This window comes from Streptomyces sp. NPDC101110 (genome assembly GCF_044759525.1).
Taxonomy (GTDB): domain Bacteria; phylum Actinomycetota; class Actinomycetes; order Streptomycetales; family Streptomycetaceae; genus Streptomyces.
Genome location: NZ_JBIVZM010000002.1, coordinates 40112 through 58901 on the forward strand (window position 1 = coordinate 40112; position 18790 = coordinate 58901).

The 18790-nt window shown below is 73.4% G+C and carries 14 protein-coding genes; 11 read left to right on the forward strand and 3 right to left on the reverse strand.

The window, feature by feature from the left end; genetic code table 11:
• Nucleotides 1-112: 112 nt before the first annotated feature.
• From ACIQU3_RS03520 to ACIQU3_RS03535, 4 genes are all read left to right on the forward strand, one after another.
• Nucleotides 113-1789, forward strand: coding sequence for an FAD-dependent oxidoreductase (locus ACIQU3_RS03520; protein ID WP_403728155.1), 1677 nt, complete (start codon nt 113-115; stop codon nt 1787-1789).
• On the forward strand, nt 1786-3231 hold the full coding sequence (locus tag ACIQU3_RS03525; RefSeq protein WP_403728153.1) for an ATP-binding protein: 1446 nt from the start codon (nt 1786-1788) through the stop codon (nt 3229-3231). The genes ACIQU3_RS03520 and ACIQU3_RS03525 overlap by 4 nt, the downstream gene beginning before the upstream one ends.
• Nucleotides 3228-3581 (forward strand): UBP-type zinc finger domain-containing protein, encoded by a 354-nt coding sequence (locus ACIQU3_RS03530; protein WP_403923242.1) that lies wholly within the window; start codon nt 3228-3230, stop codon nt 3579-3581. Before ACIQU3_RS03525 ends, ACIQU3_RS03530 begins: the two co-directional genes overlap by 4 nt.
• A gap of 88 nt (nt 3582-3669) precedes the next feature.
• Nucleotides 3670-6609 carry a helix-turn-helix transcriptional regulator gene (locus ACIQU3_RS03535; RefSeq protein WP_403728149.1) on the forward strand — a complete coding sequence of 980 codons (2940 nt, stop codon included), beginning with the start codon at nt 3670-3672 and terminating at the stop codon, nt 6607-6609.
• A 19-nt stretch (nt 6610-6628) separates the two neighbouring features.
• On the opposite strand, the gene ACIQU3_RS03540 is transcribed toward ACIQU3_RS03535, so the two are convergent.
• Nucleotides 6629-7903 (reverse strand): SGNH/GDSL hydrolase family protein, encoded by a 1275-nt coding sequence (locus tag ACIQU3_RS03540; protein ID WP_403728147.1) that lies wholly within the window; start codon nt 7901-7903, stop codon nt 6629-6631.
• 209 nt (nt 7904-8112) lie between these two features.
• Here ACIQU3_RS03540 and ACIQU3_RS03545 point away from each other — a divergent pair, with 209 nt between their 5' ends.
• From ACIQU3_RS03545 to ACIQU3_RS03565, 5 genes are all read left to right on the forward strand, one after another.
• Nucleotides 8113-8790, forward strand: coding sequence for an AIM24 family protein (locus ACIQU3_RS03545; protein ID WP_403728145.1), 678 nt, complete (start codon nt 8113-8115; stop codon nt 8788-8790).
• A 185-nt stretch (nt 8791-8975) separates the two neighbouring features.
• Nucleotides 8976-10031 (forward strand): tetratricopeptide repeat protein, encoded by a 1056-nt coding sequence (locus ACIQU3_RS03550; RefSeq protein ID WP_403923244.1) that lies wholly within the window; start codon nt 8976-8978, stop codon nt 10029-10031.
• Between the two features lie 212 nt (nt 10032-10243).
• A complete protein-coding gene (locus ACIQU3_RS03555; protein WP_403923550.1) occupies nt 10244-11254 on the forward strand; it encodes a polyprenyl synthetase family protein in 1011 nt (336 codons plus the stop codon).
• Nucleotides 11255-11500: 246 nt separating this feature from the next.
• A complete protein-coding gene (locus ACIQU3_RS03560) occupies nt 11501-12460 on the forward strand; it encodes a threonine/serine dehydratase (RefSeq protein WP_403923246.1) in 960 nt (319 codons plus the stop codon).
• 340 nt (nt 12461-12800) lie between these two features.
• Nucleotides 12801-14459, forward strand: coding sequence for a serine/threonine protein kinase (locus tag ACIQU3_RS03565; RefSeq protein WP_403923248.1), 1659 nt, complete (start codon nt 12801-12803; stop codon nt 14457-14459).
• Here ACIQU3_RS03565 and ACIQU3_RS03570 read toward each other — a convergent pair.
• On the reverse strand, nt 14451-15902 hold the full coding sequence (locus tag ACIQU3_RS03570; protein WP_403923250.1) for a serine hydrolase domain-containing protein: 1452 nt from the start codon (nt 15900-15902) through the stop codon (nt 14451-14453). The genes ACIQU3_RS03565 and ACIQU3_RS03570 overlap by 9 nt on opposite strands.
• A 73-nt stretch (nt 15903-15975) precedes the next feature.
• Here ACIQU3_RS03570 and ACIQU3_RS03575 point away from each other — a divergent pair, with 73 nt between their 5' ends.
• Nucleotides 15976-16947, forward strand: coding sequence for an LLM class F420-dependent oxidoreductase (locus ACIQU3_RS03575; protein WP_403728131.1), 972 nt, complete (start codon nt 15976-15978; stop codon nt 16945-16947).
• On the opposite strand, the gene ACIQU3_RS03580 is transcribed toward ACIQU3_RS03575, so the two are convergent.
• Nucleotides 16844-17539, reverse strand: coding sequence for a hypothetical protein (locus tag ACIQU3_RS03580; protein WP_403728129.1), 696 nt, complete (start codon nt 17537-17539; stop codon nt 16844-16846). The genes ACIQU3_RS03575 and ACIQU3_RS03580 overlap by 104 nt on opposite strands.
• Nucleotides 17540-17699: 160 nt before the next feature.
• Between ACIQU3_RS03580 and ACIQU3_RS03585 the strand changes: the two genes are divergently transcribed.
• A complete protein-coding gene (locus ACIQU3_RS03585) occupies nt 17700-18728 on the forward strand; it encodes a hypothetical protein (protein ID WP_403728290.1) in 1029 nt (342 codons plus the stop codon).
• The last annotated feature ends 62 nt before the right edge of the window (nt 18729-18790 follow it).

Below are 18790 nucleotides of genomic sequence, written 5' to 3' on the forward strand. Positions count from 1 at the left end.
GTCGATCTCCGTATCGGAGCGCCGCGCGGCGATCGAACATACGATGGGCGGAGGTCGGCGCGGTGCCCCGGGGACGCCGTGCCGTGAGTCGACCGCCCGGCGTGGGGGACGTATGGCACAGGCCGCCGATTCGGCGCGGACCGTCATCATGACCGTGGACGACGACCCAGGGGTCTCCCGGGCCGTGGCCCGGGACCTGAGACGGCGGTACGGCGCGTCGTACCGGATCGTGCGGGCGGAGTCCGGCGCGTCCGCGCTGGACGCGCTGCGGGAGTTGAAGCTGCGCGGAGATCTCGTGGCCGTGATCCTGGCCGACTACCGGATGCCGCAGATGAACGGCATCGAGTTCCTCGAACAGGCCCTGGACGTCTACCCCGGCGCGCGCCGGGTGCTGCTGACCGCGTACGCGGACACCAACGCCGCGATCGACGCGATCAACGTCGTCGACCTCGACCACTACCTGCTCAAACCGTGGGACCCGCCCGAGGAGAAGCTGTACCCGGTCCTCGACGATCTGCTCCAGGCGTGGCGGTCCAGCGACTTCCGGCCCGTGCCCAGCACCAAGGTCGTGGGACACCGCTGGTCGTCGCGTTCCTCGGGCGTGCGGGAGTTCCTGGCCCGCAACCAGGTCCCCTACCGCTGGTACTCCTCCGACGAACCGGAGGGGCGGCGGCTGCTGGCCGCGGCCGGCGAGGACGGGATGCGGCTGCCGGTGGTGATCACGCCGGACGGGACGCCGCTGGTCGAGCCGGAGCACGTCGACCTCGCCGCCCGGGTCGGGCTGGCGACGACTCCGACGGCCGACTTCTACGACCTGGTCGTCATCGGCGGCGGCCCGGCCGGGCTCGGCGCGGCCGTATACGGCGCCTCCGAGGGCCTTCGGACCGTGCTGGTGGAGCGGTCGGCGACCGGCGGCCAGGCCGGTCAGAGCTCACGCATCGAGAACTACCTGGGATTCCCCGACGGCGTGTCGGGGGCCCAGCTCACCGACCGGGCGCGGCGGCAGGCGGCGAAGTTCGGCGCCGAGATCCTCACCGCGCGCGAGGTGACGGCCCTGGAGGTCAACGGCGCCGCGCGGATCGTCCGGTTCTCGGACGGCTCGGCGGTCGCCGCGCACAGCGTGATCCTCGCGACCGGGGTGTCCTACCGGCAGCTGGCCGCGCCCGGCTGCGAGGAACTGACCGGTTGCGGGGTGTACTACGGGTCGGCCCTCACAGAGGCGCCCTCCTGCCAGGACCAGGACGTGTACATCGTGGGCGGCGCCAACTCCGCCGGGCAGGCGGCGATGTACCTGTCCCGGGGCGCCAAGTCGGTGACGCTGCTGGTGCGCGGCGAGTCGCTGGCCGCGTCGATGTCGCACTACCTGATCCAGCAGATCGAGGAGTCGCCCAACATCCAGGTCCGGGCCCGCACGGTCGTCGAGTCCGCGCACGGCGACGGCCGTCTGGAGCGGCTGACCCTGCGCGACGTGGACAGCGGGCACACCGAACAGGTCGACGCGCAGTGGGTGTTCGTGTTCATCGGCGCGGCCCCGCTGACCGACTGGCTGGACGGGACGGTGCTGCGGGACGAGCGCGGGTTCATCCTCGCCGGGCCGGACCTGACCCCCGACGGACGCCCGCCGGAGGACTGGGAGCTGGACCGGCCGCCGTACCACCTGGAGACCAATGTGCCCGGCGTGTTCGTGGCGGGCGACGCCCGCTCGGAGTCCGCGAAGCGGGTCGCGTCCGCCGTCGGAGAGGGAGCCATGGCCGTGATGCTCGTCCACCGGTACCTGGAGCAGTCATGAGCGGGCAGGCGGGGCCCTGCAACCCGCAGGAGATCGGTGCGCTGTTCCTGTTCGAGAAGCTCACGCCCGAGCAGCTCGGCCGGTTGTGCGCCGAGGGGCGCGTGGAGCGGTTCGAGCCCGGACCGGTGTACACCGAGGGCGAGCCCGCGACCTGCTTCTACGTGATGCTCGACGGCACCGTGGTGCTGTATCGCCGGGTCGGTGGGGACGACGTGGAGGTGACCCGGACCTCGCAGCGCGGGGTGTACGCGGGGTCCATGCAGGCGTACCTGGGCGACCGGGTGCGGCAGGTCTACAACAACTCCATGCGTGTCACGGAACCGACGCGGTTCTTCGTGCTGCCCGCCGACACCTTCGCGGAGATCATGCAGGAGTGGTTCCCGATGGCGGTGCACCTGCTGGAGGGGTTGTTCTTCGGTTCGAAGAGCACCCAGCGGGCCATCGGGCAGCGAGAACGGCTGCTGGCGCTCGGCTCGTTGTCCGCGGGTCTGACGCACGAGCTGAACAACCCGGCCGCGGCGGCCGTGCGGGCGACGGCCACCCTTCGGGAGCGGGTCGGCAAGATGCGCCACAAGCTGGCGATCATCGCGCAGGGTTCGTACGCGCCCGAGGTCATGGCAAACCTCATCGACATCCAGGAGCGCACGGCCGAGCGGGTCGCCAAGGCCCCCGCGCTGAGTCCGCTGGAGGCGTCCGACCGCGAGGACGCCGTGGCCGACTGGCTGGACGACCAGGGCATCCCGGAGGGCTGGCGGATCGCGCCCACCTTCGTCCAGGCCGGTCTCGACGTGGACTGGCTGGACCAGGTCGCGGCGGCGGTGGACGAGGACATCCTGCCGAGCGCCATCGGGTGGCTCAACTACACCGTCGAGACCGAGCTGCTGATGGACGAGATCAACGACTCGACCACCCGCATCTCGCACCTGGTGGACGCGGCCAAGCAGTACTCGCAGCTCGATCGGGCACCCTTCCAGAACGCCGATGTGCACGAACTGCTCGACTCCACCCTGCTGATGCTGTCCGGCAAGATCGGCAAGCAGATCAAGGTCGTCAAGGACTACGACCGTACGCTGCCGCGGATCCCCGCCTATCCCGCGGAGCTCAACCAGGTGTGGACGAACCTCATCGACAACGCGGTCGCGGCGATGAACAGCGCGGGCGGGGAGGGGACGCTGACCGTGCGCACGGCGGCGGAACACGACCGGCTGCTGGTGGAGTTCGGGGACACGGGCGTCGGCATCCCGGCACAGGACCGGGAGCGGATCTTCGATCCCTTCTTCACCACCAAACCGGTGGGCCAGGGGACCGGGCTCGGGCTCGACATCTCCTGGCGGATCGTGGTCAACAAGCACCACGGCACCATCCGCGTGGAGTCGGAGCCGGGCGACACACGTTTCCAGGTACTGCTTCCGCTGACAGCGGCCGAGGAGGAGTCTGCATGACGGGCGAGAACGGGATAGACCCGAGTGTGCCGCCGAGCGGCAGCGGGTGTGCCGAGTGCGAGACGGCCGGGGGGTGGTGGTTCCACCTGCGGCGGTGCGCGCAGTGCGGGCACGTGGGGTGCTGCGACAGCTCGCCGGCGAAGCACGCGACGGGGCACTTCCGGGAGACCGGGCACCCGTTCGTGCAGAGCTTCGAACCGGGTGAGGACTGGTACTGGAACTATGAGACGAACGAGTTGTACGAGGGCGGGCCGGAGCTGACCGCGCCGGTGAGCCATCCGGTGGATCAGCCCACGCCGGGGCCGGCGGGGCGGGTGCCCGTCGACTGGGCGAAGATCCTGCGCGCATAGGCGACGGAGCCCGTCCGGCGTACGGCGGCCGGACGCCGTTCGTGGTCGATCGCGCCGTTTCCGCGCCCTGAACAAGAAGGTTGGTCCTGTGCAGCAGGCTTCATCGGCCGCCCCCGTCGTCGGGCGGGACGCCGAACTCGCGCGCCTGGCCGGTGTGCTGGAGCACGCGCGAGGCGGTGAGGCCCGGGCCGTGCTGATCGCCGGGGACGCCGGGGTCGGCAAGACCCGGGTGCTCGACGAGGCCGGGAGGCAGGCCGCCGCGACGGGCATGACCGTGCTCACCGGACACTGCGTGGACCTCGGCGACGTCGGGCTGCCGTACCTCCCGTTCACCGAGGTCCTCGGGATGCTGGCCGGCGATGAGAGGTTCTCCGGTGCTCTCGCCGCCCACCCCGTGGTCGAGCGGCTGCTGGGGTCCGGGACCGACTCCGTGCGGGACGTGGACGGGCGGCTGCGTCTGTTCGAGGGGATGGCCGGGCTGCTGGCCGACGCCGCGGAGGCCGCGCCGTTGCTGCTGGTGCTGGAGGACCTGCACTGGGCGGATCAGTCGTCGCGCGACCTGCTGCGGTTCCTGCTGGGCCGGGGCGTGCTCCGGCACCGGCTGGCGGTGTTCGCCTCGTACCGGGCCGACGATCTGCACCGCCGGCATCCGCTGCGGCCGCTGCTGGCGGAACTGGTACGGCTGCCGCTCGTCGAGCGGCTGGAACTGCGGCCGCTGGCCGACCCCGACGTGGACCGGCTGGTGCGCGCCCTGGAGCCCCGGCCGCTGCCGGACGCCACGGTCCGGCGGATCGTGGAGCGGGCCGAGGGGAACGCCTTCTACGCGGAGGAGCTGCTCGCCGCCACCGACACCGAGTCGGGCGGGGTGCCCAGTGGGCTCGCCGATGTGCTGCTGATCCGCTTCGAGCAGCTCTCCGAGACCGCGCAGCAGGTGCTGCGGACCGCCTCCGTCGCCGGACGCCGGGTCGAGCACGACCTGTTGCGGGAGGCGGCCGGGCTGCCGGAGGCGGAACTGGAGTCGGCGCTGCGCGAGGCGGTCGGGCGGCAACTGCTCGTGGCCGGGGCCGACGACACATACTCCTTCCGGCACGCCCTCGCCCGCGAGGCGGTCTACGCCGACCTGCTGCCCGGGGAGCGGGCCAGGCTGCACGGCGCGTTCGCACGCCTGCTCGCCGGAGGCGGGCACCGGGCCGAGAGTGCCGCGGAGCGGGCCCACCACTACCGGGAGAGCCACGATCTCGCCGAGGCGCTGGCCGCGTCCCTGGAGGCCGCCGATCACGCCCAGCGGGTCGGTGCCCCGGCCGAGGAGCAGCGGCACCTCGAAGCGGCCCTGGACCTGTGGCCGGCGGTCGGGCCCGAGGCCCGGCCCTCGGGCGGGGGTGTCGACCGTGTGACGCTGACACTGCGGGCGTCGGCGGCGGCCGCACACGCCGGGGAGCTGCACCGTGCGGTCTCCCTGACCCGGTCCGCGCTGGCCGGCCTCGGCCAGGACGCCGAGTCCGAACTGGCCGCGCGGGTCCGCTACACCCTCGCCGGGAACCTGCTGAGCGTGGACAGCCTGACGGCGGCGTTCGCCTACAGCAGCGAGGCCCTGGCGATGATCCCCGAGGAGCCCCCGTCCCGAACGTGGGTGTGGGCGGCCGCGACCCATGTCCTGGCCGCACGTCACGTCGGGGAGAATGAGACCGCGCTGCGGGTCGCCCGGCGGGCCCTGGGAGTGGCGGAGCGGCTGCGGGTGACCGACGCCCAGGCGGACCTGCTGATCTCGCTGGCCGTCTTCGACGGCGAGGGCCGGCGCGGCGCGGAAGGCCGGCAGCGTCTGATCAAGGCCCGGGACCTGGCGCGGAGTTCGGGCAACGCGCCCGTGGAACTGCGTGCCCTGTTCAACCTGGCCATGGGCTGTTACGAGTCCGGGGCCCTGTCGGACTGCGTGCCCTGGCTGACGGAGGGCCTCGACCGGGCCCGGCGCGCCGGGCTGCTGTCGTCGCCGTACCCGCTGGAGATGCGCTATCTGCGACTGCTGGTGCTGTACGTGCTGGGCCGCTGGGACGAGTGTGTGCGCGCGGCGGCGGCCGACGCCGACGTGCTGCCGGCCGCCGGCGGGTACACGATGGGTCCCGCGCTGTACGTGGCGCTCGCACGGGGGGACTTCACGGCCGCCGATCGGGCGCGGGCTCTGCTGGAGGGGCCGTTCGACTGGATGGCCACGCTGGTCGCGGGCATCGTGCTGACCGAGGCGGCGGGGCTGCGGGGGGACCCGGAGGACGCGGTGCGGTGGGCGCGGTCGACGGTCAGGGCCCTCACCGACGAGACGGGCACCCGCCCGGATGTCGCGGTGCGGCTCGCCGCGCTGGCGTTGTCGGCGGTCGCCGACGCGGCCGTCGGGCTGCGGTCGGCCGGTGACGAGGCCGGTGCCCGCCGCTGGACGGACACCGCGACCGAACTGGTGGAACTGGCGCGGGACATGGCCGTCCGCGACGACGGCACGCCGCAGGGTCCCGAGGGGCAGGCGTGGCTGGCCCGGGCCGAGGCCGAGTGGCTCAGGGCGGCGTCGGGGCCGGACGCGGTGGCCGCCTGGGCGAAGGTGGTGTCGGCGTTCGGTTACGGCGACGTCCACGAACGGGCGCGGTGCCGGCTGCGCTACGCCGAGGCCCTGGTGGCGGCCGGGCGCCGGGAGGAGGCCGTGTCCGAGGCGCGGACGGTGCGGGAGACCGCGGTCCGGCTCGGCGCCACCCCGCTGCGTGAACAGGTGGACGACCTGATCCGGCGCGGTCGGCTGTCGGACAGGCCGGGCGGCGGCGGGGACCGGGCCGCCGTCCTCACCGCGCGCGAGCAGGACGTCCTGCGGCTGCTCGCCCTCGGCCGCAGCAACCGTCAGGTCGGTGAGGAGCTGTTCATCAGCGGCAAGACCGCGAGCGTGCACGTCTCCAACATCCTCGCCAAGCTGGGCGCGTCGAGCCGCGGCGAGGCCGTGGCGATCGCCTACCGCGAGGGCCTGATCGCCCCGGAGCCTTCGACGTCCGGCTGACCGGTTCCCCGCCCCGGGCTCAGCGCGTCCCCCGCCCCGTGGTGTCCTGGCGGGTCCCGCAGTCGAGGTCGGCGAGGTCGACGGCGTCGGCCATCGCCCGCATGCCCTTGTCGTTGGGGTGCAGATGGTCGCCGCCGTCGAAGGCGGGCAGCAGCCGCTCGGGGTCACGGGGGCTGCGCAGGACGCGGTCGAAGTCGGTGACGGCGTCGAACGCTCCGCTGTCGCGGATGAATGCGTTGACCTGCCGCCGTACCGCTTCCCCGGCGGGATCCCACTCCTGCCAGCCCTTGTAGGGGGCGATCGTGGCGCCGACGACGCACTTCCCGGCCGCGTGCGCCCGGTCGATCAGCCGCCGGTACCCGGCGATCAGCCCCGCGCTCGTGGCGGCGGGCTCGGCCTTGATGTCGTTGACGCCCTGGAAGAGGAACACCGTGCGCACGCCCGGCAGCGACAGCGCGTCCCGCTGCAGACGGTTCAGGGCGCTCTGCCCGGGGCCGTCGAGAAGGACCTTGTTCCCGGCGATGCCCGCGTTGGCCACGCCCTCGACCGAGCCGGCGGACGCGCCGAGGCGGCGGGCCAGGTAGTCGGGCCAGCGGCGGTTGTGGCCGGTGGTGGAGTGCCAGCCGTCGGTGATGGAGTCGCCGAGGGCGGCCACGGCGCCCGTTCCCCGGCGGGGCCGTACCGTGACGGCGTCGAGGTAGAACCACGAGTGGATCCGGTTCTTCCAGTGGGCCGCGCCCTCCTCCGCCGCGTGGTCGCCGCGGGTGGTGTACGAGGTCTGCATCGCCAGCCAGTGCCCGGTGAGCGCGCCGCCCGCCCGGGGGACGTACAGGCTGACGGCGAGGGTGCGCCCGGCGGGCACGCTGCCGGGCAGCGGATCGCTGTAGACGATGCCGCCCGCGGGGACGGTGACGGAGTGTGCGCCGCGGAAGGTCAGGCGTCTGTTGCTGCCCGGGACGAGCGCGGCACCGTCCCGTCGCAGGCCCGCGTGGACGTTCCGGAACGTCACCGGCCGGTCACCGAAGGCGTTGGAGAGCCGCACCCTGAGGTCGCTGCCGCCGACGCTGGTGTGCACCATCAGCCGGTAGCCGCGGCCGCCGCCGGCCGTCTCGCCGATCTGGCCCGCGGAGGAGGCCCAGGTGACCACTCCGCGCCCGGCCGCCGTCGGCGCGGGGTCGGCCGGCGGACTCGGCCCGTCTCCCGCGGACCCCGCGCCGGTCCCGCAGCCCATCGCCACACAGCAGGTGAGGGCGGCCAGGGCGGCACGGCAGCGGGAACGTACGGTGCGGGACATCTGCGGCGCTCCTTAGGCCGGTAGGTCGGGTGCGGGCGCAGGTCGTCCCGGCGTACGACACGGTAGTGGTGCGGCCGGCGACGGTGCGCAGGCGGGTTTGCCGGGCGTGCCGTCCCCGGCGGTGGGTGAAGTGGCGTGAGCATTGGGTGTGCGAAGCGACCGTCTGCCCGATCTTGGCGGAGGGAAACGCTCCGGGCGAGGATGCCGGTATGAAGGGTGATCTCTTTTCCAGTGAGCACATGGTGCAGCCGGCCGTGGCGCCGGGCATGACCGTCGAGAACGCCAAGTGCATCCGGTACACGGTGAACGGCGAGATGCTCGCCCGGCAGGGAGCGATGATCTCCTATCGCGGCGACCTCCATTTCGAGCGCAAGGGCCAGGGTGTGGGCGGCATGCTCAAGCGCGCGGTCACCGGGGAGGGTCTGCCCCTGATGGCGGTGCGCGGGCAGGGCGAGGCCTGGTTCGCGCACGAGGCGCAGAACTGTTTCGTCGTCGATGTCGAGCCGGGCGACGAGTTCACGGTCAACGGCCGCAACGTCCTGTGCTTCGACGCCACGTTGTCGTACCGCATCGTCACCGTGAAGGGCGCCGGCATGACCGGCGGCGGTCTGTTCAACAGCGTCTTCACCGGGCACGGCAAGCTGGGCCTGGTGTGCGAGGGCAACCCGCTCGTCATCCCGGTCTCGCCGCAGTACCCGGTGTACGTCGACACGGACGCGATCGTCGGCTGGACGGCGGGCCTGCAGACATCGCTGCACCGCTCGCAGTCCATCGGGTCGATGCTGCGCGGCGGCTCCGGGGAGGCGGTGCAACTGCTGCTCCAGGGCGAGGGGTACGTCGTCGTCCGGCCGAGCGAGGCGACTCCGCACAAGGCGGGGCAGCACTGAATGCCTGTCAGGTGACGTGCGTCTCAGAGGCAACCCGGTCCGTTCCGCCGACGTCTTGATCGGCAGCAGGTGATGCCCCGGCCCTCACGGCCGGGGCAGCTTTCCACTCTTCTATACACCCCATGTATACGCTCCGTGTATACATCGTGGCTCTCCCTCGGGTGTGTACGGACCGAAAGGCATCGATGTACGGCAAGGCATTCGCCCCGGAGTACCAGGGCGCGCTCACCACCCTGTCCGTCAACTCCTCGCTGACCGACGTCCTGGCCGCCGGTACCGAGCAGTTGCGGGCGGCCGAGCGCGCCGGACAGCCCGCGGAGGCGGCGCGTTCCGGACTCGCCGTGGCCGAGGCGCACCGGCGGCTGGGCCGGGTCGAGGAGGCGGACCGGGCCTGGAAGGCGAGTTACCGCGCGGCCCGGCAGGCCGGGGACCTCGCAGCGATGGCCTGGGCGCTGTGGAGCGGCGGCACGCTGGCCCGGCAGCGCGGCGCGCTCCCGCTGGCCCGCAGGCTGCTGCAGTTGGCGGCCGACCTGGGCGAACGCGGCGGGGACATCGTCGTCCGCGGCTACTCCCTGGCCGGACTGGCCGAGACCGGCCGTATCCAGGGCGACTACGAGGCCGTCGGCCGTCTGCACGAGCAGTTGCTCGCCGAGGCCCGGCGGCGCGGCGAGGCGCGGCACACGGTGTGGGCGCTGGAGGGCATCGCGCAGATGCACCGCAACACCGGCCGTTACGACACGGCGTACGCGGTCTTCGAGGAGGCCGCCGAGATCGCCGCTCGTGCCGACGACCGCCGCGGTCACGCCTGGGCGCTGCGCGGGCTGGCCGACGTGGTGTCGGTCCGCGACCAGGACACCGAGCGGGCTTTGGAGTTGCTGAGCGAGGCGGAGACGACGTGCCGCGCGATGCGGCTGTCCAGCGCGCTCGCCTACAACCACAAGATGCGCGGCAACGTCCTGTACCGGGCGGGTCGTTACGCCGAGGCCCGGGAGCTGTACGAGCAGGCGCTCGCGGAGTTCCGCGAGATGAGCGAGCCCCGTGGGGAGGCACTGTCGCGGCTGGGTCTCGCCAAGTCCCTGGCCCGCCTGGGCCGCGACCGTGACGAGACGGCGGCCGAACTGGCCGACCTCGCCGGCCTGCTGGAGCGCATCGGCCTGCAGCATGCCCGCCGGATGGTGGCCCGGGCCCACGAGGAACTCGGCATACCGTCCGCCGAGCGGGAGACGGGGGCGGCCCTGTGACGGCGCTGCCGACGACGGCGCAGGCGACACGGTCCGCCGCGACGTCCACCGCGCCGGTCACGCAGGCGCCGCAGCCCGGTGGAGCCGGGCAGGCGGCACACCGGGGCACGACGGCCCCGGTGCCGGCACCGGCGTGGTCGCATCGGCAGGACACGGCCGCCGAGGCCGCCGCCACGGCTCGGGCGGTACGACGGGGCGAGCCGAACGACCGCGTGGCCGGCACCGGTGACGTCCCCCGGGTTCTCGACCGCTGCCGTGCCCTGGTCCGCCCGGCCCTGGAGGAAGCCGTGGGGCGGCTGCACCCCTGGGTGGGCGAGATGGCCGCCTACTCCTTCGGCTGGTGCGAGGTCGGCGGGGCACCGGCCGTGGCCTCCGGCGGCAAGGGGGTGCGGCAGGCGCTCGCGGTGCTCGGGGCGGAGGCGGCCGGTGCGCCGGGCCGGGCCGGGGTGTCCGCGGCGGTCGCGGTGGAACTCGTGCACACCTTCTCCCTGCTGCACGACGACATCATGGACGGTGACACGGACCGGCGTCGCCGCCCGACCGTGTGGAAGGCCTACGGCACGGGTCCCGCGGTGCTCGCGGGTGATGCCCTGTTCGCCCTGGCCGTCGAGACACTGGCGGCGCAGCCGGGTGGTGCGCGGGGCGTGCGGACGCTGTCCGTGGCACTGGGTGACCTGGTGCGTGGGCAGGCGGACGACCTGCTGTTCGCCGACCGCCCGTGGACCGGACCGGAGCGGGTGCGGCCGGACGAGTACCGGGCGATGGCCGAGCACAAGACGGGTGCGCTGCTGGGCTGCGCGGCGGCGCTCGGTGCCGTGCTCGGTGGTGCCGCTCCCGAGACGGCCGCCGCGCTCGACCGGGCCGGCCGGCATCTCGGGGTCGCGTTCCAGATCGTCGACGACGTGCTGGGCATCTGGGGCGACCCTCGTGTCACCGGCAAGCCGGTGCACGGTGATCTGCGCGAGCGCAAGAGGACGTTCCCGGTGCTGGTGGCGCTCGACTCCCCGATGGGCGGTCGCATCGCCGCGCTCCTGGAGTCGGGCGAGGCGTCCGGTACGGCGGCTGCGCTGATCGAGGAGGCGGGCGGCCGTGCGGCCGCCATGGCGGAGGCACGCCGGCACCTCGCCGCCGTCGAGACCTCCCTGGCCGGGGCCCCGCTGGCACCGAACGCCGTCACCGATCTGCGGTCGCTGCTGGAGTACCTGGTGCGGCGCGACGTCTGAGCGCCCGGCGCCGGCCGCGCCCGGGGCGCGGGGGCCCGCCCCGCGACACGTCCGCGGCACCGGCGCCCGCCACGCAACACGTCCGGAGCGTGCACCCTCCGCGCAGTACCTCCGGGGCACCCGCGCCCGCCCCGCGACACGTCCGGGGCGTGCGCGCCCGTCGCGTAATGCTTTGACCTCGTCCCCTCGGCGCGTCAGGGTTCGACACGGCGCGTTTCGCGACCCCGCGCCGGAAGGACCACTGCCATGATCGGCATTTCGGAGATCGAAGCGGCGGCCGGGCGCATCGCCGGGCACGTCGTGCGCACCCCGACCGTGGACAGCCCGGGGCTGTCGGCGCTGCTCGGCGCACCGGTGACCGTGAAGCTCGAACTGCTGCAGCGCACCGGTTCGTTCAAGGCACGCGGGGCGACGGTGAAGCTGTTGTCGCTGGGCGAGGCGGAGCGGGCCGCCGGGGTCGTGGCGGTCAGCGGGGGCAACCACGGGATCGCGGTGGCCGTCATGGCGGCGGCCCTCGACGTGAAGGCCACGGTCGTGATGCCCCGCTCGGCGCCCGCCCGTGCCGTGGAGATCGCGGAGGCCGCCGGCGCGTCGGTGCGGCTGACCGACGACATGGACGGCGCGTTCGCACTCATGACACGGCTCCAGCAGGAGGGCCTGACCCTGGTCCACCCCTTCGACGACCCGGCCGTGATCGCCGGGCAGGGCACGGTGGGGCTGGAGCTGGCGGCCGACGCCGGCGAGCTCACCGACGTGCTCGTGAGCATCGGGGGCGGTGGCCTGATCGCCGGTGTCGCCGCCGCGCTGCGGGCCCGCCGGCCCGGCGTGCGGGTGTGGGGGGTGGAGACCGAGGGCGCACAGGCCATGTCCGAGGCGCTGGCTGCGGGCGGCCCGCTGCCCGTCGCCCTGTCGTCGATCGTCTCCACCCTCAGTGCCCCGTCCGTGTCGCAGCTGACGTACGACCATGTCTCCGCGCTGGTCACCGAGGTCCTGGTGGTTCCGGACCGGGAGGCTGTGCGGGGCTCGCTGGACCTGGCCGACCACGCCAAGGTCTGGGCCGAACCGGCGGCCGGGTGCCTGCTGCCCGCGGCCCGGCGGGTCCTGGAGCGGGTCGGCGACGGGGCCAGGATCGGTCTGGTGGTGTGCGGGGGCAACGCGACGACGGACGACGTGTTCGCCTGGTCGCGCCGCTTCGGGCTGCGCTGACGTCGCGGCCCCTCTTGACGAATCCACCGCGGAATTCATCGGAGGGCTCGGAGTTCAGACGTTGTACACGTCCGCATTTACCGCCGGTTACCAGCAGGCCGGGACCGAAATAGCCAATCAGCCGGGCCGCGGCGATCGAATTCCGCGCGGCCGTCGCGGCCCGGCTGCCGAGGTAAGCCGCGCCAGTGCCCCCGAAAGGCCGCTTTTCCTCGCACACTTGATCCCTTCCCTTGAACAAAAGACAGGATTGGAGCCGGAGTTGCGGTCCGATTGAACGCAGGCCGCCTCACCCCCCGTACTTCTGGAAAAGTGAGAGCCAGGTTTCCAGCGAGGGATGGCCATGGGCAGGGCGCACGTCTCCACACACCAGTTGGTCGCCGGACGGTACCGGCTGCTCGAGATCCTCCATCGCGAGACCAACCGCGTCTGCTGGTACGCCGAGGACACCGGGGCCGGCGAGTTCTCGCGCCCCTGCCTCGTCACCCAGGTCGGGCTTCCCGAGGACCCGAGCAGGGCGGAGCGCCGGGCCGCGACCCGCCTGCTGCGCACCAGCGAGAACATGGCGCTGCTGTGCCCCGGCCGGATCGCCGCGGTCGTCGACGCCGTCGAGGAGGGCGGCGCCCTGTGGACGGTCAACGAGTGGATCGACGGCACACCGCTCGGTGAACTCCTCTCCGAGCAGGGCACGTTCAACTATGTGCGGGCGGCACGGGTAGGCCTGGCCCTGCTCGACGTGCTGGACGCCGCGCACGCCGAGGGCATCACACACGGCGAACTCAGCCCCGGCCAGGTGTTCGTGCGTGAGGACCACTCGGTCGTCGTCACAGGCTTCGGCCTGGCAGGCGCGACGCTCGCGCCCCGGCTCACGGCACCGGCGTTCGCCTCCCCGGAGCAGGCCCGCGACCAGCGCATCGGCCCCGCCGCCGACCTGTGGGCGCTGGGCGCGATCCTGTACACGACGGTCGAGGGCCGCCCGCCGTTCCGGGACCGCGGGCGCCCGGAGAACACGCTGAAGGGCGTGGACCGGCTGCCGCTGCGCACGCCGATGCGCGCCGGGCCGCTCACGCAGGTCGTCCAGGGACTGCTCCGCAAGGACTCGCGGGAGCGGCTGACCCGCCCGGTGGTGCGTGAGGCGCTGACCCGCGCGCTCAGCGAGGACCCCGAGGCCGCGCCGGCCGCGTCTCCCGTCCCGCGGCTGCGCGGCGCCTACGCGGCGGTGCGGACAGGGAGCCCCACGTGGAGCAGACGGACCATGGTGGCGGGAACGGCCCTGGCCGTCGTCACCGTCGCGGTCGCCGTGCTCGCCGCGACCCAGGGGCTGCCGGGCACGGACGGCGGCAGCGACGCGGCCGAATCGCCGGCCCGCCCGCCTGCCTCCGCCGCCACGCCGGGCGAGGGCACCGGCGACGGCAGCCCCGCACCGTCCGGGGCGCCCAGCCCGACCGGGTCCCCCTCCCCCACGCCCCCCGCGTCCTCCCCGGCGGGCAAACCCACACCCACACCCACACCCACGCCCTCCTCGCCGAGCACGGCCCTGCCGGCCGGCTTCCAGCGCTACCGGGCGCCGGAGGGCTTCTCCGTCGCGCTCCCGAAGGGTTTCGAGCGGCTGGACACCGACCGCGACGAAGCCGCCTACCGGGTCGTCTTCGGCGCCGAGGGCGACGACCGCACGCTGGCCGTCACCTACAGCGAGCAGGCGGGCCCGGACCCGGTGGCCGTGTGGCGGGACGACGTCGAGCCCAACCTCAAACAGGCGGACGACTACGACCGGATCGGCGCGATCCGCGCGACGACGTATCAGGGCCGCAGGTCCGCCGACATGGAATGGACCGCGGACGTCGACGGCACCCGACTGCACACCTACGGCCGCGGCGTCCTGCTCGGCGGGGGCCGGAGCTTCTCACTGCGCTGGACGACCCCGGACGCGGACTGGGAGAGCGCGGCCAACCAGCAGGCGTTGCGCACCTTCTTCAAGACCTTCCGGCCGGACTCAGACTGAACCGCGCGGCGCGCGCAGGGCGGTGAGCCGGCCGCCGTGCAGCGGCACGGTGCGCCAGTGCGAGGTGAGCGTCCGGTCCGCCAGGGAGCAGGTCAGCGCCAGACGGTGCGGGGTCTCCAGGAACGCCACGTCCACGGTCAGCGTGCCGTCCTCGGTCCAGCCGCCGCTCACCGCGGCCGGAACGGGGCCCTCGGCGACCGTCCAGCCCGCCCGGCCGATCCGCAGGTCGATCCGGTCGGGTCGGTCCGGCCTGTCTCCCTCTCCGGTCAGGGTCAGCGTCCAGCCGTCCGCGCCGGGGTCGAGCCCTGCCGACCGGACCGGTCCCGCCTGCACGAAGGGCGTGAACGCGCCGGTCGCCCAGTCCCGCTCCCGCCCCGGGGGTGCGGGGGCGCCCGGGGCGGGTGGCAGCGCGAGCCGGCTCAGGCGCTCGCCCAGCTCCGCGTCGGCGGCCTCGCGGCCGGCCAGCGGCCCGGGCCCGAAGGCGGGCAGCAGGTGCTCCCAGACCAGGTTCAGGTACTCCTGCATCCGCTCGGTCGCGGAGGTCGCCGCGATCACCACGTCGTGCTCCGGCAGCACCAGGCAGAACTGGCCGAACGCCCCGTCCCCCCGGTAGCCGTGCCGGGACGTCCAGAACTGATAGCCGTAACCCCGGTCCCAGTCCTGCCGGTCCAGGTCTCCCATGGCGCCGGCGGTCGGTGTGCGGGGGTGCGAGGCGCGGGCCGCCCATCCCTCGGGAAGCAGTCGCTCGCCCGCCCAGAGGCCGTCGCGCAGGTACAGCTGTCCGAGCCGGGCGACGGCGTCGGTGGCGGCGTGCAGGCCGCTGAAGCCGAGCTCGCGGCCGGTGCGGTCGCGCAACCAGGACACGTCGCCGATGCCCAGGGGATCCAGCAGCCGGGGCCGCAGGTAGGCGGTGAGCGGCTGCCCGGTCACCCGCTGGACGATCGCGGCGAGGGTGTAGGTCGCGGGCTGGTTGTAGGCGAACACGGTGCCCGGGTCCTCGTCCGGGGGCAGCATCAGGAACTGCCGGACGGGCTCGGTGACGTCCGGCCCGAAGACCTCGTCGACGGTGTCCCGCCGGTGGCCGCTCGTCATGGACGCCACGTGCCGTACGAGCATGTCCCGGCTGCGCGGATCGGAGATGCCGGCCTCGAACTCCGGGAAGTACGAGATCACGGGCGCGTCGAAGGCGAGCAGCCCCTCGGCCTCGGCCAGGGCCGCGGCGGTGGCGGTGAAGCTCTTGCTGAGCGAGTACAGCAGGTGGCGGCGGCCGGCGGTGTACGGCGCCCACCAGCCGGCCGCGACCAGGTACCCGTGCCGCATGATCATCAGGCTGTGCGGCTCGATGTCGGGCGCCGCTTCGAGGGCGTCGAGGAAGGCCTGCACTCCGGAGGCGTCGACACCTTGTGCGGCGGGGCGGGAGGACGGCAGGGCGGGGGCACTCATGCACGCATCCTGCACCTGCCGGCGTCCTTGATCGAGCCCGTTTTCAAGTCCGGTGTCAGGGGACTCGCCGGTTATGGTGCAAATCGGATACACGATGATGACCGAGCAGGCCGGACCCCGAGAGCTCGTCGACCACGTGGTGCGGGCCGAGGAGGCGGGCTTCGACTTCTCGGTGACCTCCGACCACTACTTTCCGTGGTTGCGCTCGCAGGGCCATTCGCCCTACGCGTGGGCGGTGCTCGGCGCGGCCGCCCAGGCCACGTCCCGTATCCCGCTCATGACGTATGTGACGTGCCCGACGTTCCGCTACCACCCGGCGGTGGTCGCGCAGAAGGCCGCGACGCTGCAACTGCTGTCCGAGGGCCGGTTCCGGCTGGGTCTGGGTTCGGGCGAGAACCTCAACGAGCACGTGGTGGGCGGCGGCTGGCCGTCCGTCGATGTGCGGCACGAGATGTTCGAGGAGGCCGTGGAGATCATTCGTGCCCTCTTCGAGGGCGGCCACGTCAACCACCGCGGCACGCACTTCGACGTGGAGTCGGCCCGGCTGTGGGACCTGCCGGACGAGGCGCCGCCCATCGGCATCGCCGTCTCCGGGGAGCGCTCGTGCGAACTGGCGGGCCGGCTGGGCGACCTGGTGATCGCCACCGAACCGAAGGCCGGGCTGCTGGAGGCGTTCGACCGGCACGGCGGCGCGGGCAAGCCCCGCGTCGGCCAGCTCCCGGTCTGCTACGACTCCGACCGGGACGCGGCCGTCAAGCGGGCGCACTCCCAGTTCCGCTGGTTCGGCAGCGGCTGGAAGGTCAACGCGGAGCTGCCGCACCCGGATTCCTTCGAGGCGGCGACCCAGTTCGTCACGCAGGACGACGTCGCCGAGGCCATCCCGTGCGGTGACGACCCGGAGGCGTTCGTCGAGGCCGTCCGCCCCTACGCCGAGGCCGGGTTCACCGAGGTCGCCCTGGTCCAGATCGGCGGCGAGTCGCAGCCGGCGTATCTGGACTGGTCGGAGAAGACCCTGCTGCCCGCACTGCGGGACGCGTTCGGCTGAAGCGCTCGGCCAGTTCCCCCACCGTCTGTTCCACCAGTCGAGCCCTCCGCTGCGGAGGGCTCTTCTTCACGAGCGCGCTGATCCGCTGGGCCTCCTCCGTCGTGGGCAGGAACCCCGCCAGCAGCAGGGGCAGCAGCAGGCGCCGGACGAGCACTTCGCTGTCCGAGCTGACCTGCGGTCTGCGCACCACCGAAACGTTGACCCGGACCGCGTGCTCGTTGCCGGGCGGGACGCCCGGCCGGTCCGTCTCTATCGCGGCGTAGCGGTAGCCGTGCGCCCGGTCGCAGGCCGGGCAGCCGGCCGGGCCACGGGCGAGCCGGTCGCCGCAGTCGGGGCACCGGAGCCGGTCGAGAGCGGCATCCACCAGCCGCCAGTCGTGCCGGTCGGGTTCACCGGCGACCATCTCGGCCAGTGCCCGCTCCGGGTCGCCTCCGGCCGTGATGTCCCACTGCCGCAGGAAGACCGCCCACGCCCCCTCGACGATGCCGTCCACCAAGTCACGGCAGACCGGGCAGCCGGGAGCGCCGCCGTACGCGTAACCGCCGCACTCCGCACACCGGCGGAGCGCCTCGCCCTTGCCCGTTCGTCCCATGCCGGGCATCCTCGCGCACCGTCACCCCGGGGCGGCAACGGTTTTCGGGCGGGCCGTGGGGACGGTGAACGGCGAGGTCAGCGGCTGCCGCTAGGCTTCCGTCCGCACCTCGTGCAGCCCGATCTGCCCCGCCCCAGGAGAGTCGTCCGTGACCGTAGCCATGACCCCGCCCGAGACGTCCCCCGCCGTCCCGGCGCCCCTCTCCGACCTGGTCGCGCGGGACGCGCGCGAGTTCGGCGCGTACGCCCGGACCGGAGGGTGGGCGTTCGGTCTGAAGGTGGCGCGCAACGTGCGGCCCGGCGGGCAGGGCGCCGACGAGACCCCGAAGGTGTCCGCCAAGGAGTTCGCGGAGCTCGCCGGCTGCTCCCCGGAGCGGGTCATGCGCTACTACAAGGCGTGGGACCGGGCGGCGGACGACGGGATGGTCCCGCAGTTCGAGGCTCTGACGCCGGGTCAGGAGGTGGACCTGCCGGACGCCGACGTGTGGCTGAGCTACTACGTCTCCCGCAACAGCGCCACGTCCGAGCGCGGCACCGCCATCTCCGAGGCAGCCGAGGCGGAGGGCATCCGGCCCACCAAGGCGCTGGAGGTCGCGGAGAACCCCACCGCCCTGCGGGCCGCGATCCTCGCCGACCCCTCCACCGCCCGCGCGGCCCGCCAGGCCCTGCTCGACCGGGTCCGTGAGGACCCGGACCTCCAGTCGGAGCTGGCCCGTGACGTCGTGCGCACCGACGAGCTGAAGAAGGCCGTCGCCGGTGAGAGCAGGGCGGCCGACCGGATCGGGTACGTGCGGCAGATCGCCGAGTCCGGGCAGATCAAGACGCCCGCCGGGCAGACCGTCGAGGCGCCCGCCGAGCTCCGGCAGGAGGCCGAGCGGCACCTGTCGCTCATCGACGAGCTGGACGAGGGCGAGGACGCCGGCGAGTGGGCCGGAGAGGCCTACGACACCATGAAGGCGCTCGTCGTGGAGGTCGTGGAGGCGGACCCGGGGCTGCGGGTGCAGGAGCGGCGCACGAAGTTCTACAGCAGTCTGCAGAAGGCGACGAAGGTGTTCGAGGAGCTGACCTTCGACGACGCCGGTGAGTTCTACGAGGACGACATGGTGCAGCGCCTGGAGGATCTCCAGCGGGCCGTGGCCGTCTGCATCGAGTCGCTGCGCGGTGCTCGGGGGAATCACCCGGTCGGCTGAGCATTTCACCGGAATCGGGGGTACTAGAGGGCTCTACATCGGTTCTTCCCGGAGGCCCCCTC